The 13,663-nt window shown below is 38.5% G+C and carries 12 protein-coding genes; 6 read left to right on the top strand and 6 right to left on the bottom strand.

What is annotated here, in order from left to right:
• Nucleotides 1–29 precede the first annotated feature (29 nt).
• Nucleotides 30–824, bottom strand: a complete 795-nt coding sequence (locus HBN50_RS02755; RefSeq protein WP_273867757.1) for a hypothetical protein — start codon at nucleotides 822–824, stop codon at nucleotides 30–32.
• 168 nt (nucleotides 825–992) lie between these two features.
• Here HBN50_RS02755 and HBN50_RS02760 point away from each other — a divergent pair, with 168 nt between their 5' ends.
• Complete coding sequence (locus HBN50_RS02760; RefSeq protein ID WP_273867759.1) at nucleotides 993–2,690, top strand: S8 family serine peptidase; 1,698 nt, start codon at nucleotides 993–995, stop codon at nucleotides 2,688–2,690.
• Nucleotides 2,691–2,765: 75 nt separating this feature from the next.
• Here the strand turns inward: HBN50_RS02760 and rpmB are convergent, their stop codons facing one another.
• Nucleotides 2,766–3,002, bottom strand: a complete 237-nt coding sequence (rpmB, locus tag HBN50_RS02765) for a 50S ribosomal protein L28 (RefSeq protein WP_273867760.1) — start codon at nucleotides 3,000–3,002, stop codon at nucleotides 2,766–2,768.
• 274 nt (nucleotides 3,003–3,276) lie between these two features.
• Between rpmB and HBN50_RS02770 the strand changes: the two genes are divergently transcribed.
• Nucleotides 3,277–4,704 carry a lipoxygenase family protein gene (locus tag HBN50_RS02770; RefSeq protein WP_273867761.1) on the top strand — a complete coding sequence of 476 codons (1,428 nt, stop codon included), beginning with the start codon at nucleotides 3,277–3,279 and terminating at the stop codon, nucleotides 4,702–4,704.
• On the opposite strand, the gene HBN50_RS02775 is transcribed toward HBN50_RS02770, so the two are convergent.
• Nucleotides 4,701–5,183, bottom strand: coding sequence for a 2OG-Fe(II) oxygenase (locus tag HBN50_RS02775; RefSeq protein WP_273867764.1), 483 nt, complete (start codon nucleotides 5,181–5,183; stop codon nucleotides 4,701–4,703). The two genes, HBN50_RS02770 and HBN50_RS02775, sit on opposite strands and share 4 nt — an antisense overlap.
• 68 nt (nucleotides 5,184–5,251) lie before the next feature.
• Here HBN50_RS02775 and HBN50_RS02780 point away from each other — a divergent pair, with 68 nt between their 5' ends.
• Entirely contained in the window at nucleotides 5,252–7,693 is a 2,442-nt protein-coding gene (locus HBN50_RS02780; RefSeq protein ID WP_273867767.1) for a hypothetical protein, read from the top strand.
• 31 nt (nucleotides 7,694–7,724) lie between these two features.
• Nucleotides 7,725–8,630 carry a hypothetical protein gene (locus HBN50_RS02785; RefSeq protein ID WP_273867769.1) on the top strand — a complete coding sequence of 302 codons (906 nt, stop codon included), beginning with the start codon at nucleotides 7,725–7,727 and terminating at the stop codon, nucleotides 8,628–8,630.
• Here HBN50_RS02785 and HBN50_RS02790 read toward each other — a convergent pair.
• On the bottom strand, nucleotides 8,627–9,640 hold the full coding sequence (locus tag HBN50_RS02790; RefSeq protein ID WP_273867772.1) for an SPL family radical SAM protein: 1,014 nt from the start codon (nucleotides 9,638–9,640) through the stop codon (nucleotides 8,627–8,629). The genes HBN50_RS02785 and HBN50_RS02790 overlap by 4 nt on opposite strands.
• Complete coding sequence (locus HBN50_RS02795) at nucleotides 9,640–10,665, bottom strand: 5'-methylthioadenosine/S-adenosylhomocysteine nucleosidase family protein (RefSeq protein WP_273867775.1); 1,026 nt, start codon at nucleotides 10,663–10,665, stop codon at nucleotides 9,640–9,642. Before HBN50_RS02795 ends, HBN50_RS02790 begins: the two co-directional genes overlap by 1 nt.
• A gap of 142 nt (nucleotides 10,666–10,807) precedes the next feature.
• Here HBN50_RS02795 and HBN50_RS02800 point away from each other — a divergent pair, with 142 nt between their 5' ends.
• Nucleotides 10,808–11,743 (top strand): aldo/keto reductase, encoded by a 936-nt coding sequence (locus HBN50_RS02800; protein WP_273867776.1) that lies wholly within the window; start codon nucleotides 10,808–10,810, stop codon nucleotides 11,741–11,743.
• Nucleotides 11,733–12,599 (top strand): glycosyltransferase family 2 protein, encoded by an 867-nt coding sequence (locus HBN50_RS02805; RefSeq protein ID WP_273867778.1) that lies wholly within the window; start codon nucleotides 11,733–11,735, stop codon nucleotides 12,597–12,599. The genes HBN50_RS02800 and HBN50_RS02805 overlap by 11 nt, the downstream gene beginning before the upstream one ends.
• On the opposite strand, the gene HBN50_RS02810 is transcribed toward HBN50_RS02805, so the two are convergent.
• Complete coding sequence (locus tag HBN50_RS02810; RefSeq protein WP_273867779.1) at nucleotides 12,561–13,622, bottom strand: hypothetical protein; 1,062 nt, start codon at nucleotides 13,620–13,622, stop codon at nucleotides 12,561–12,563. The genes HBN50_RS02805 and HBN50_RS02810 overlap by 39 nt on opposite strands.
• Nucleotides 13,623–13,663: the final 41 nt, after the last annotated feature.

The raw sequence follows: 13,663 nt of genomic DNA on the forward strand, positions 1-13,663 counted from the left end.
TCTAAAAACTACGAAGTCATCCGAGAAAGCTAGATTTCCATGTCGTCAAGACTGTCAAAGAGATCGTCCTCATCATCCTCTTGCGCACTCGATTGAGCCTCTTGGGCCGGTGCTTCTGGGATATCTGGTTCAATACTCTCAACAAAATTTCTTAAAAGAGTTCTTTCTCCGTCTTTTAAAAAACTGAAGTTGGCGCCGATGCGAAAAGGCATCCTCTTCTCACTAATGATTCGGCTTTTCATATTAAAGGAACGACAGAATAAGATATTAGCGTTCACGATAAAACGCTTTGGAATTAAAAATTCAATGACAATTGACTGACCAGAGAGAAATTCTTTCGTTGAAAAGAAATAAATCTCACTCATATTCACTTCAGAAAGTATCGTTTTAGCGTGATAGACTTTATCTTCAGAAAGGGCAGGTGAGCGCTGGCGAATAAGATAGTTGTCGCCTTGCTTTAAGGCCTGAGTCTCAGTTGCCCCAACTTCACTACTTGACTCCTCTTCAGCTTGCTCTTGCTCAGATTCATCTTCTTCCTCATCATCTTCAGCAGCTTGCATTGCAGCTAACATGGCCGCTTCGCCATCATCTTCTTCGGGAAGATCTTCTACAGCTCTAAGACCAGTTTCTTCTTGCTCTTGGCCTTGGAAGTGGCCTTGTGAGCGATACTCTTGAATGAGGTCTTCGATAGAAGGGGCTTCTTCACCTTCTTTAAGGTTTTTGATTCTCTCATTAATGACAGCTTCGATTTCATCTCGAAGGAGCCATACTTTGAGGGCGATCTTTTTAATTAAAACTGGGTCTGGTGAGCTTCCGTGTATCATGTCTAACATTTTCTCACAGACTTGCGGATTTCGGGAGCTTAACTAACTTTGGAAAAAATTGCCCTCTGCGTAAAATGAGTCGCTGCGCATTAAGCTTATATTATCGATAAATATTTTGGGAATATTAATCAAGTCCTCCAAAAGAGGCCATTGGGGAAGGAGAACCTTATGAAAAAAAGCTTAGCGCTTAGCGCACTATGTGCTGTAACTATGATGGGAACAGCTAGTGCAAATGAAATCAAAGTTGTACCAGGAGAACTTATTGTTAAGTTTAAAAGTACAATGAATAAGAGTCTTGTTAATGGTTTAACAACTCTTGGTGTTGATATCGACAGAAAAATTGAAGTTTCATCTGACAATCTTTATGTTGTTAAGTTTCCTCAAACAAAATCAATGAAGGGAATTCAAAACCTTCTTTCTGATCACCCTGAAATCGAATATGCAGAGCCTAACTTTATTTATGAAATCGTTAAGCCAGTTTCTAAGACAGATGATATTCAAGGTCTTATTAGCTCTTATAGTGATGTAAATGAAGAATATAACTATACTCCAATGGATCCAAAGTTTGGACAACTATGGGGACTTCAAAATACTGGTGAAAATGATCCAGGAAGAACTCCAGGTGTTGTTGGTGCCGATATTGATATGATGAAGGCGTGGGAAATCACTAAAGGTGATAGAGCTGTAAGAATTGCTGTTATCGATACAGGGATTGATTACAATCACCCAGACCTAAGAAATCAAATGTGGACTAACGAAGCTGAGCTTAATGGTCTAGATGGTGTTGATGATGATGGAAACGGATACGTTGATGATATTCACGGATATGACTTTGCTTCAAATGATGGTGATCCACTAGATGGTAACTCTCACGGTACTCACTGTGCTGGAACGATCGGTGCTGAACACAATGATCTTGGTGTTGCTGGGATTATGGCCGATGTAGAATTTGTTGCGGTTAAGTTCCTTTCTGATAGTGGTTCAGGAACAACTGAAGCAGCTATTAAGGCGATTGATTATGCAACGAAGCTAAACGTAGATATCATGTCAAACTCTTGGGGTGGTGGTGGCCGCTCAGAAGCTCTTAAAGAAGCAATTGAAAGAGCGAATGACAAGGGAATCATCTTTACGGCCGCTGCTGGTAACTCAAGCACTGACAATGATACTCGTCCACATTACCCATCGAACTATGAAGTTGAAAACGTAATTTCAGTTGCTGCGACAACTTCTTCTGATGATCTAGCAAGCTTCTCTTGTTACGGAAGAAATACTGTTCATATCGCTGCTCCTGGGCACAACATTCTTTCAACAGTTAAAAACGGAAAGTATTCATCATTTTCTGGAACATCAATGGCAACTCCACACGTAACTGGTGCTATTGGACTTCTTCTTGCTCAAGAGGGAAGACTTCCAACAAGTGAAGTTAAAGAGAGAGTTATGATGACTTCTGAGCCTCTAAGCAGCCTAAGAGGAAAGACAATCAACAGTGGTCGTCTAAATGCTTACAACCTTCTTACTGATACTCGTCCAGAGAGAAAAGAGCCAAAGCCAGAACTTTGGGAAGTTATGTCAGTTGATCAGTGGCTAATGGATGGATACTCAGAGAATATGGATGAGTCGAGAACTTATGAAGCTCCAGGTGCGAAGTACATGAGACTTAAAGTTAAGAGATATGACCTAGAGTCAAAATATGACTTCTTAGCTGTTAAAGATGCAAATGGAACAGTTTCTGAGAAAATCAGCGGTAAAGGTGAAGACTATACTTCAATGTTTATCGAAGGTGACTCAATGACTATTCAATTCAAGTCAGACCGTTCTGTACAGAAGTGGGGATTTGAGATTGTTGAAATCGAAGTTCAGTACTAAGATTATTTTTCGAAAATAAGACGAAAAAAAAGGCCCTCAATTGAGGGCCTTTCTTTTTTTTAAGTATCTTTAAACTTACACTTCAAAAAGGTGCTTGTACTTTCTAAGGAACTTAGAAAGTGATCCAACTTTATCAAGTGTTCTAATAGCACTTGTAGAAAGTCTTAGCTTAACTGTTTCACCAGTTTCTGGATCGTAAATCTTCTTCGTTTGAAGGTTTGGTTTTTGAGTCATTTTCGTCTTGTTGTTTGCGTGCGAAACTTTGTTTCCAACAAGTCTTCTTTTTCCTGTCAAATCACATACACGTGCCATAACATCATCCTTATTTAATATGCAAAAATTATCACAACTTTAAAGCTTAAGTATACAGGTTGCATAATATATATAAATTCCGCCCAATTAGCAAGGGGTTTGACTATTTTTCACAACCTTCGCTTAAAGCTCTCGCATAATTCCAGTAAATACTCAAAATTTCAAGAAAAAAAATGATGCAAGGCCAAAGTTTTAGGCAAATTTATTACATTGATAATATTTGTTGATAGGAAAAAAATAGAGGGAATAAATCTTGTTGAGAAAGGAGTTCCCCATGGATTTAGGTCCAAAGAGTTTTATGTATGGAAGAAAGGGGCCATGGCCTCAGCCCTCACCGGCCCATCCACAAGGTGAGGCCTTTGCCGTTATTCACTTGCCCTTTATTGAAAAGTTAGATTGGTGGATTCATATCGGTTCCCGTTATATGTATTCTCTTGGAATGGCGCCTTTTATGCTTTTAAAGGCCTTATTCTTCAATGGACTCTCTCCTGTGAGTGATACTGAGTTTCACGCCATTTTAACTAATTCTATGATGAGTAAATTTCTCTGCCCAAAACTTGATGAAGATGATCTGATCAATTTCAAAGATGTCCTTGAAGAGGGTGAGCGCTATATGATTACTGATTTGCAGGCGGTGCAAACAGTGAAGCCTTACAAAGGAATCCACGTTAGTGCGACAAAGACTCTCTTTAAAATGAAAATGAACGATGCCAATGAAATGGAATATGAAGTTGTCGCCATCTATGTTTTTAAAACAAATGAGCTTTTTAGGCCAACAGACGGAGATGCTTGGGAACTTGCTAAATACTTTGTTCTACAGGGGGGCGCAATTTGTGCAACTCTAGTTGTTCATCCAAATCTTCATTTTCCCCTTGATGCCATCAATGCGATAACCAAGACATCACTTCCAAAAAAACATCCTATCGTTCAACTATTAAAGCCGCACATGCGTTTTACTTTGCCCTTAGAAAATGCCGTCTTAACTTTTGGGCTTTCAGTCTTAAAGAATAAACCATGGATGAGTTACGCTCCCTATCCAGGCCACTATGATGGATTAAGAGACTTACTCGTTGAAGGCTTCACCGGAATTAAGGGCAATGATAGTTATCCTCCTTATGAGTTTCCCATGAATCCTCCAAAGATATATTCAAAGTATGGAGATTTTCAGCAAGCTTACTTCGATGTCATGTACACTTTTGTTTCTAAAGTGCTTGAGAAAGTAGATCCAAATGATCGCTACGTCATTAGCTGGGCCAACTATATTAGTGAGCACGTACCAGGCTTTCCAAGTGGAAGTGAGATTTTTGAAGGTGATAACTTAGTAAGAGCGGTAACAAGTTATTTTTGGAGTATCACAGTGGCCCATTCTATTGATCATTATAATTATGGCGAGATGGATGTTCGAAAAGTTCCCATGCGCTTAAGGCAAGCGCCACCTGTGAAGGGAGTTAAAATGAACCCTTTATCAAAGCTTGTTACTCCGATTGATCAAATGAAATATCTCATGTGTATGAAGATGTTTTTTGGTCCAACGAATGTGACAACACTATATAAATCGAAATATAAGTTTGAAGTAGAGCATGGACTTGAAAGTGCTGTGCAAGAATTTAAAAAAGAGATGGAAGATCTCGAAAAGCTCATGATCGAAAAAGGGATGAACTACATTCCTTTAAAAGAGATTGCTGCCAGTATTCAATACTAAAAACTACACCAACCGGCATAGGTTAGGCGCTCTCCGCGTTTGACCTTGCCCACACGGTGCTCGTATCCGTCCATACCCGTACAAAAGACGACGAGAGTTGCAAATTCTGGGGGGTGAATGGTCATTATTTGATCGCTCCCTTTTTTTCTAAAAAAAAGTTCCCCACCTTCGATTAATTCTGGATTGAGGTTGAGTGACCATGTGAAGGCGAGGTTTCTTGATCCATCACAGTGCCAAATTCCTTCTTCATCTGTTTCAGCTTTTCTAAGAGCGATGATGTGTTCAATGGAGTTAAAATTAGCATATTGCTTGAGTTCATCAAAAAGAAGGCCACCTTCTTTGCAAGCTTCTAGCATCCATTGGTCAAGGAAGTTAAAGTTTTTATCTTTCACTTGATCAATGATTTGATCAGGAAATGAAAAAGATTTGATTAAAATACCTGATTCGTTTAATTCCTTGCACTTGATTTCGTGTGTCATCTCTTTTCAAACCTTTCTCTGCTTCTCTATAATTTTAGTACACAACAAATTAAGCAAATGGGGACAAATTGAAAAGTATTTCATTTTTAATGGTATTTTTATTCATATCGATTAAGTCTTTCGCTGCACTTTCACCGGCTGAAACTCTCTTAAGCGCTTATTCATCACAGTGTCCCGAAACGATGACCTCTACAGTTCGAGGGTCACTGATAAACGTTAAAAAGATAATATCTGTTGTAGAACAGCTTAAAGAGAATTCCCAGTGCTATGGTGGTAGTGATTTCTCTGGAGTCTTTGGCTCATTCCATTCAACTTACTCTGAGTATGAGATTTATCGCCAGATGAAGGGAGATAAAATTGCACTTGAAAAAAAAGTAAGAGATCACATTGTTGCTCTTAACATGCCAGGTCTCAGTGAATCGGAACTTGAATACTTAAAAACCTCAGTTTTTGAATCGCAAACTGGAATTATGAGCTTGGAAGCTGATATCTCGCGATTTGAATACCTTTCAAAAGACTTTGGGCTAGGGACGGCCCAATTTTTAACAAGTATGAACGGCTTTTTACAGACCTGGGCAGAGGGCCCAATGTGTTTTGACAAAAAGACATCGACTATTGCAAGTCTTGTTGGCAATGGTCTCATGGCCGCGAGTTCATTTGCCGACCCTGGAACAGGGATTGCTCTTGCTGCAAGTGGCGTTCTCGTAAACTCTATTTCCCAGTTCATAATGAACTTCAAGCATAACAAGCTTCTAGAAAACCTCGATGACATTCAAATGCCGACGGCCATTAGCTGTGTGTCTGAAGCTCTCTCAAAACAGTATTGTAACGCTATTGATACTCTCGATTTAATCGAAGCTTATAAAGACGATCTGGGTAAGAATAAGCATAGCTTCGAGGGGGTTGATCTACTTTCTAATCACATGGGTGAATTGAAGAGATGGCTTACTGAAGTGCACGCTGGAAGTCCTATGACAGATGAAGGAGAGATGCAAAGAAGGCTCAAGCCATTTGAGCAGTATAACTTTCTAACAAAAATTAAATGGAGTATTGAAACCTATCAAACTCTACGCAATGAGCTTATTAAAGAGTCAAAAAACCCTAGTGAGAAAACAGAAATCATTGCTTCAAGTTTAGTAGGACTGGCCAATATCATGTTTGTACCAACTCTAGAGCCAAATACTGAGATGGTTCAATCGAGTTGTTATGGTGATGGATGTCCAAAGTTTGAAAATCCAATCTTCACTAAAAGATCGGCGAAATTAATTGCGTATCAAATTTTTAATCCTACATTAAATGACATACCTATTTGTACGGCCGGAGAGAATTCTTACCCGTGTTCTTCCTTTAAAGAGTATGTGAGATCTCTTGAAGTAAACTTAACTGGTAGTGATTGGACTCGCCTTGTCGCAAATTCACTACTCATCGTTGAAGAGGCTTTAATTGATGTAAATGAAAAAAGAGCAAAAACGATTTCTGCTGATCCCTTTCGCGTTCTCGCTGGAGCCAGAAGAGACACGGGCAGTCTAGGAAGAACGAATGCTTATAATGCCTTAAAAATGATTTCTAGAAATGCAACGAGAATAGAGGACTATCTTACCTCTCTTGCTTGTTCTCGCGATTCTGAGGAATGCGAAAATGGAGAACCTACGTATTTTAATACTTATTTTGATCGAATCAAAGATGTGAAAAATACTAAGGCCGTGAACGATACCATTGTCTACTTATTAAAAAGCGCCCTCTCTCACAGAGATGTCGCTGAAGATCAGTGGCCAACAATTTGTCGTGAGAGTTTTGTGAAAGAAGCTATCCCTGATATCGATTATGACATTGATATAAGGGCACAGCGCGTTTCGAAGTGTATTTCAACGATTTTAAAACTCAATCAGAGGGGAGTGAATTATTTCTTTGCTAAGATTAGAGCAATGGTAAGCTATGAAGTTGAAGGCCTTTTAGTCGATAATGATTATCGCGATAAAATGCAGGCCATACTCTATGCAACGAGATCGGATCTTGTAGACTCTCTGACAAGAACATATGGGTCAAATGGTGATTTACCACTGGAAGTCGTAGAAACAGGACTTGAGAGAACTCTTGGAATTACTGTCGAGACACTCGATATTTTCTTTGAAACATTTAATGATCAAATTATGAAATCTCTTAAAAAAGCTCAAATGACTGATCGTGTTTTTAGTGAACTTTGCTTTCGTCTTCTTCCTTATGCTGGAGACGATACTGTTTATCGAAAGTTTTTAAAAGAGATTTACCCAATGTGTAGAGGCTCTGTTTTACAGCAATATAAGAATGGCCCTAAATTAGTTTGGGATGACTTTGTTGAGCATCGCTCTAAAGTTGGTCGCTATAATTATTTTCCTTTGAAAACACAGACTGAAAATTACTGTGCTCTTTCTAAGTATAGATTGAAGAATCAGGTTTTTAGAGACCGCTCAAGAAAGAAGGATCTTCTGAATTCGCAAGGTAAACTTAAGCTCTATTCTTCTGAGTATTGAGAGTTTCCCCATTTGGCGCTATGATAGATAGGTGAACTTAGATTACCGAAAAGTACTTATTTTCTTTATTGTTGTAGGAGGGCTTTCTCTCTATTATTTCAATGTTGTCGCACCAAAGAGAGCGAGAGATCATTATTCAGTAATTCCTACTGATCAATATCTTGGAGAAAATGGACCCGATCTCAATGAAGTTCAAGATACATTTGAACGGGTACAAGAAAATGAAGTTGATGAAAGACTTAAATATCGCTTTCAACAAGATATGCGTGAACTCAACACGCTTGAAAACCAAGTGAAATCTAGGCAGCGTGAATGTAAGGCCGAGATGGGAAAAATTCTTGGAAGTCGAGATTTTATTGATCCTGAAAATGTGGTTTACGAAGATGTCGTGTCTGTTTATGAGAAGGCGTTTCTCGCTTGGACTGAAACTTTTAGTCGCGCTCCAGCGGTCATGGCCTTAAAGAAATTGCGAAGTATTTTAGATCAAGATTATCCCATTGATCCTATTGCTTATCGTTCGAGATTAAAAAGTTACTTTATTTGTTGGGATTCAAAGATGTTCAATTTCTTTGAAACAATTCTAGAAGTTCAAGAAAATAACAATTGGTCCCCAAAACAAAAACTTGGTCTTAAAAATCTACTTTTAACAGGAATTGTCGATGCCTTGAGATCAAATATAGGAATGCCAGACTCTGTACAATTGACTCTAACATTTCTTGGCTCTCTCAGGTCTTCAGGTTTTATTAGTGATTTTCAAGCTAGTGAACTGGAACTTTTAAAAGAAGAGATTAATGAATTTGAAACACGTTTTATGGATCAATTCGGGGTTCGCTCACAAAGAGAGCAAAATCTCTTTTTACTGCGGGATTATCTAGCACGCTACCAGACCTTTTCTGAACAGCTTCTCGTTATTACTGAAGGGCTTAAAGAAAATTAATCTTCCATGCAGAGATAGATCTTTTCAGAGTCAATTCCGGCCTCTAGACATAATTCTTTGATTGTTTGAAGAATCCACATTCGCATGGCCCTTGCATAGCGAACTTTTCCATCTTCAGCTTTAATCAACTCTTCTGCTAAGAGTTCACTTTCAGGGTAATTCATCTTAACTTGCTGATAGACATCTTTGGTAAAGCGAACAACTCCAATTGAAATGTATTCAATCTCATTTGCACTGATTGCCTGAGTAAGGTCTTTCAGAAGATTCGTATACTTCTCTTTAAAGTCATGGTCATAGATAACTGGATCAAAGTGAATTCCAATAGGATGACCGTGTTTCGCAAGCTTTGAGATCGCCGATAGTCTTGCTTTAAGAGAGGGTGTTTTTAAGTCATTCTTCTTGATCTTATCCGCTGGAGAGAGTGAGAAGCTTGTTATGACATTTGGAAGTGGGCTTAGCTCTAGAAGATTTTTAACATTCGCTGATTTTGTTCGAAATTCCAATTTTCCTTGAGGAAGATTTTTAAAGACTTCAAAGTAAAAAGGAAGTTCTCCTGTAATGTGCGAGAGGGCCAGTGAATCACTGAATTCTCCGGCGTGAAACCATGGCGTTGTTGTCGGGTTCTTTTCTATTTGCTCTTTTGCAATTGCTTCTATTTCATTTGCGATCTCTTCATGGTTTAGAAAGAGAACAATATCAGGCGAGTGAAAATAACCTTGAAGATAGCAATAATTGCACTCATAAATACAATTATAAGCGTGAATAAAATAGTAATGGGGATCACCCGAAAGGCCATAAGCATCGGGAGCCTCTTTAACTAATTTACCTTTCTTAGTTCCAAGAAAGAGATTGAGATTATCTCTCTTTTGAAGATAGGGCTTTTTAACTTTTTGAAAGACATCATCAATGGCATCGATTTCTTTAACTGGAAGAGAGGAGAATCGATTTAAAATCGCTTTAGCTCTTGGATTATCTCTAAGGTCTTTTTCGATGAAGATGCGATTGAACATTACTTATTTCCCTCTAAGAGTGATTTGTATTGTTCAAAATCAAACTTTGATAATTGAGAGACTTTATAATTAAACTCTTTTTGATCTTTTGCTTGAATTTTAAAAATTGTCTTCAAGCTATCGAGGTCTTTATCAATCTTTATATTGACCTCGCTAGATTCAAAAGAAGTTAGGTAGTTTTGGATATTCTTTAAGACTTGTGCTTTGTGAGGATTGAGAAGATGGGAAAACTCTTCTAAGACCATTTGCGCTTTTTTCTTAGGAAGACATTCTTTTTCAAGAATTGTATTAATTTGAATTTTCTTAAGGGCCTCTTCAAGGTCGTAATTGTATTTGACTTCCAAGCTGTGCAAGAGATTATCTAATTTTCTTTTCATGGAAACAGAAAAATGTAGTCCACTAGGTAAGTCGAGTTCTTGAGTTGGCCCCTCAATCGCACTATTTTGAGTCTTTGTAAGATAGAATTTGTAGAGTTCTTGTGAATACTCTGGCGCTTTCTCTTTTACAATCTTACATATCTCTTCATCTCCAACTTCATCACTGATCAAGCGATATGAGTAAAAGGGAAGAGAGAGCATTTTAGCAACACTTGCAACAGACCAGCATTCACGATCAACAAGTGAAGCGAAGTTTTCAAGATAATTGGCATAGGTAGAGTCTAAAACTCTTTTGTTGGAAGAGATGAGATCGATCTTTGCCATATCATCATTTGAGCTAAACGATTTAAAGCTCATCTGTCCATCTTCTTCGCGATAAATAGTTCTTATGGAATGGATGTCGCCTTTTTTGGCCTCCTGATTGAGAGAACCGCTGACTCCGAGGCTTAGAACACGAGAGACTTTATCTTTAAGAAGGCCAAGGGCGAAGCTTGTCTTTTGCATAGCATTTTGCAATCCCTCACCAGTGAGAAGAAGAAAGTAGTTCTCTGACTCATAGAGACCTTCAATATTTTCAACTGGTTTTGGGCCATCCTCTTTTAAAAAACTTTGGGCCTCTTGTCTGTGTGCAAAGACTAATAAATCCACATATACCTCTTTGTCTCAACATAACCTGAAAGCTTATATGTGGCCACTTTATGCCATGCTTCTATGAAAGAAATGCTTTCTAGGCCCTTTACTACTTTTAGTCATAAAGGCATGTTAATCTCAGGACTTAAGGAGAGTTTATATGGCACTTTTAGATAAATGGTCAAACATTCCACTGGGCTTTGGTGGCGCTAGTATTTCAGGAGAAGGAGCCGGCTATGGCTTTGGTGATATTACTGAAAGCGATGCAATCGATTTACTAAAGCAGGCAAAGGATTTGGGGATTACAATCTTTGATACGGCCCCTATTTATGGTTTTGGACTCTCTGAAAAACGCATCGGTATGGCCTTTAAAAATGAACGTGAAAATGTTCACATTATTTCTAAATCAGGTGTGACTTGGCATCCCAATATGCGTGTGGATATGACAAATGATCCAAAGGTAACAGCGAAGATGCTCGAGCAATCCCTTCGCGATTTAAATACCGAATACATTGATCTCTACATGATTCACTGGCCAGATAAGAACGTCGATATCAGACGCCCTCTAGAGGTTTTAGCTAAGGCCAAGCACGAGGGGAAGATTAAACACATTGGTTTATGTAATACGACTAAAGATGATCTCATTCTAGCTAGTGAAGTAGATAAAGTTGAGGCCGTGCAATCGCAGCTCAATGTTTTTGAGCGCGATGCTGTGGGTGATCTCTTTGAATATCTTGCAGAAAAAAATATCGATTTTATGAGCTGGGGAACTCTTGATAAAGGGATTATCACCGGTCGAGTCAATGAGAAAAGAAAGTTTGATCGCTCTGATTGCCGTTCGTGGGCACCGTGGTGGAAGGCCATGGATAAAAAGCCTCGCTATGACAAAATGAATCGCATCCTTCCTCTTCTTGAAGAACAAGGCCATAGTGGGCTTGAGTTTGCTCTTTGGCATAATCTTCAATTTGAGCAAGTGAAGCTTCTTCTTTGTGGGGCAAGAAATAAAACTCAATTAGAAGGTTTGATCAAAGCGATTCAAAACAAACCGAATCAAGAATTACTAGAAAAGTGTATTGAAATTGCCTATGAAAATTAGTGTCATCATTCCTACTTATAATCGCTCTTATTGCTTAGAGCGCGCTATTGAATCTGTTCTAAATCAAAGCTATAAAAACTTTGACTTGTGGATTGTTGACGATGGATCAACTGATGAGACTCAGGCTCTTTTAAAGAAGTATTGTGAGCATCCTCAAGTTCATTTATTAAAGACTGAAAACCGTGGGGTTAGTGCTGCTAGGAATTATGCGGCCAAGCTTTCCGATGGGCAGTGGTTGAGTTTTCTTGATTCCGACGATGAATGGTTAAAAGACAAACTACAAAAGCAAGTGGATTTTATAAAGGCCCATCCTAATATTCGACTTGTTCATGGCGAGGAAATTTGGATTCGAAATGGTAAGAGAGTCAACCAAAAGAAAGTGCATAAAAAATCTGGAGGAATGATTTTTAAAAGAGCACTTGGACTCTGTTTGATTTCACCTTCAGCTGTGAGCTTAAAAAGAGATCTTTATTTTGAACATGGTGGTTTTGATGAAGAGTTCGTCGTCTGTGAAGATTATGATCTCTGGCTTAAGGTGACTCATAAAGAAGAGATTGGCTTTATCGAAGATCCTATTATTAATAAGTACGGAGGCCATGAAGATCAATTATCAGCTAAGTACTTTGCTATGGACTATTATCGAGTCAAATCGATGATTCAACTGGCCGCCAACTACAAATTAGAAAGTGAAGATTATCTTGCGCTTTTAGTGATGGTTCAAAGAAAGTGTGAAATACTACTTAAAGGCTATGAAAAACATCAAAACATGGAACATCATCCGCAGGTGAGCTCTTGGCTCTCATGGGCCATTGGGGAGCTAAGGGAAGGGAACCCTCAAATTAATCGAATGCACTGAAGATACCCAGACATCTTCTTGAGGATTGCGATAAGGTGTTTTAAGTCCATAAGAAAATTCAAAATACTTATAAGTAATCTTCGGAGTGAAAGTTAGAAATTGATTCGATACTTTTGTAATAAATGAAAAGGGATATTTCTTAGTCCCTTCAAATCGAGCACCAAGATAAATTCCATCAGATAAATCGTAGCGCTTTCTATAGTGAAGCCCTAGAAAAGGGGAAACGGCCATATTGAGAAAGCTCTTATTCCATTCATAGCGCCCATGAATAAGAGGGGTTCTTCCGTAGATCGATTTTTCACCAGATTGAGTTAACTTCAAATCGAGAACCTCTAAGAGGTAGGAGTAATCATCAAAGTGACGTTTATAAGAGAGATCAATAGCATAAGAACTCTCTTTTTTATCAAAGTCATCTGTGCTTATGATCTTTTCATCTTCAGCAATGGCCTGGGCCGTACTTTGAGTGAGAAAGTCCTTTGTTTCAACTTTATAAAGAGCGAGATCTAGGGATTCTCTTTTTTTATCGTTCCACTTCATTCGCGTGAAAAGCCCATAGCGCATTTCTTGTTTTAGGTAAGTTTGCGCTTTAGGATTGAGGCCGTCTTCTTTATTTGAAATCGTTAAGCTTCCTCCAAGATTCATTCCTATAAAGAGACTAGGAAGAAAGCGATAACTCCCATACTGCATATAGGGGAGAGGAAGAGCAAGTTCAGCGCCAATGTCGATATATCTTTCTGTATTGATATTTCTATTTAAAACCGCCAGAACATTACTGGTTTTTGTCGATGAAGAATTCGAATCATCTGTTGACGTATTGATATCGCCAATTAGCTTCTTTATGCCGCTACTTATATTGATTTGCAGATCAAAAAATGACTGATGGGCCTGACTTTTAAGGCCGTGATCTACAATTGTTCTATCGCGAAGAAGAATGTAGCGACTGAGCTCACTTCTTAAGTTATTAGCGGCGAACGCCTTGGTTGATAGGATTAAGAAAAGAGCTGGAGTTATGATTTTTAGCATAGTAAAAGTATACTAGAGCTCGATTGATATTACCTTTGGAG

It is taken from the genome of Halobacteriovorax sp. GB3, assembly GCF_028649655.1.
Taxonomy (GTDB): Bacteria; Bdellovibrionota; Bacteriovoracia; order Bacteriovoracales; family Bacteriovoracaceae; genus BSW11-IV.

Coding starts and splice junctions, on each gene's coding strand:
- HBN50_RS02755 (WP_273867757.1), bottom strand. CDS start 824: ATGATACACGGAAGCTCACCAGACCCAGTTTTAATTAAAAAGATCGCC.
- HBN50_RS02760 (WP_273867759.1), top strand. CDS start 993: ATGAAAAAAAGCTTAGCGCTTAGCGCACTATGTGCTGTAACTATGATG.
- rpmB (WP_273867760.1), bottom strand. CDS start 3,002: ATGGCACGTGTATGTGATTTGACAGGAAAAAGAAGACTTGTTGGAAAC.
- HBN50_RS02770 (WP_273867761.1), top strand. CDS start 3,277: ATGGATTTAGGTCCAAAGAGTTTTATGTATGGAAGAAAGGGGCCATGG.
- HBN50_RS02775 (WP_273867764.1), bottom strand. CDS start 5,183: ATGACACACGAAATCAAGTGCAAGGAATTAAACGAATCAGGTATTTTA.
- HBN50_RS02790 (WP_273867772.1), bottom strand. CDS start 9,640: ATGTTCAATCGCATCTTCATCGAAAAAGACCTTAGAGATAATCCAAGA.
- HBN50_RS02800 (WP_273867776.1), top strand. CDS start 10,808: ATGGCACTTTTAGATAAATGGTCAAACATTCCACTGGGCTTTGGTGGC.
- HBN50_RS02805 (WP_273867778.1), top strand. CDS start 11,733: ATGAAAATTAGTGTCATCATTCCTACTTATAATCGCTCTTATTGCTTA.
- HBN50_RS02810 (WP_273867779.1), bottom strand. CDS start 13,622: ATGCTAAAAATCATAACTCCAGCTCTTTTCTTAATCCTATCAACCAAG.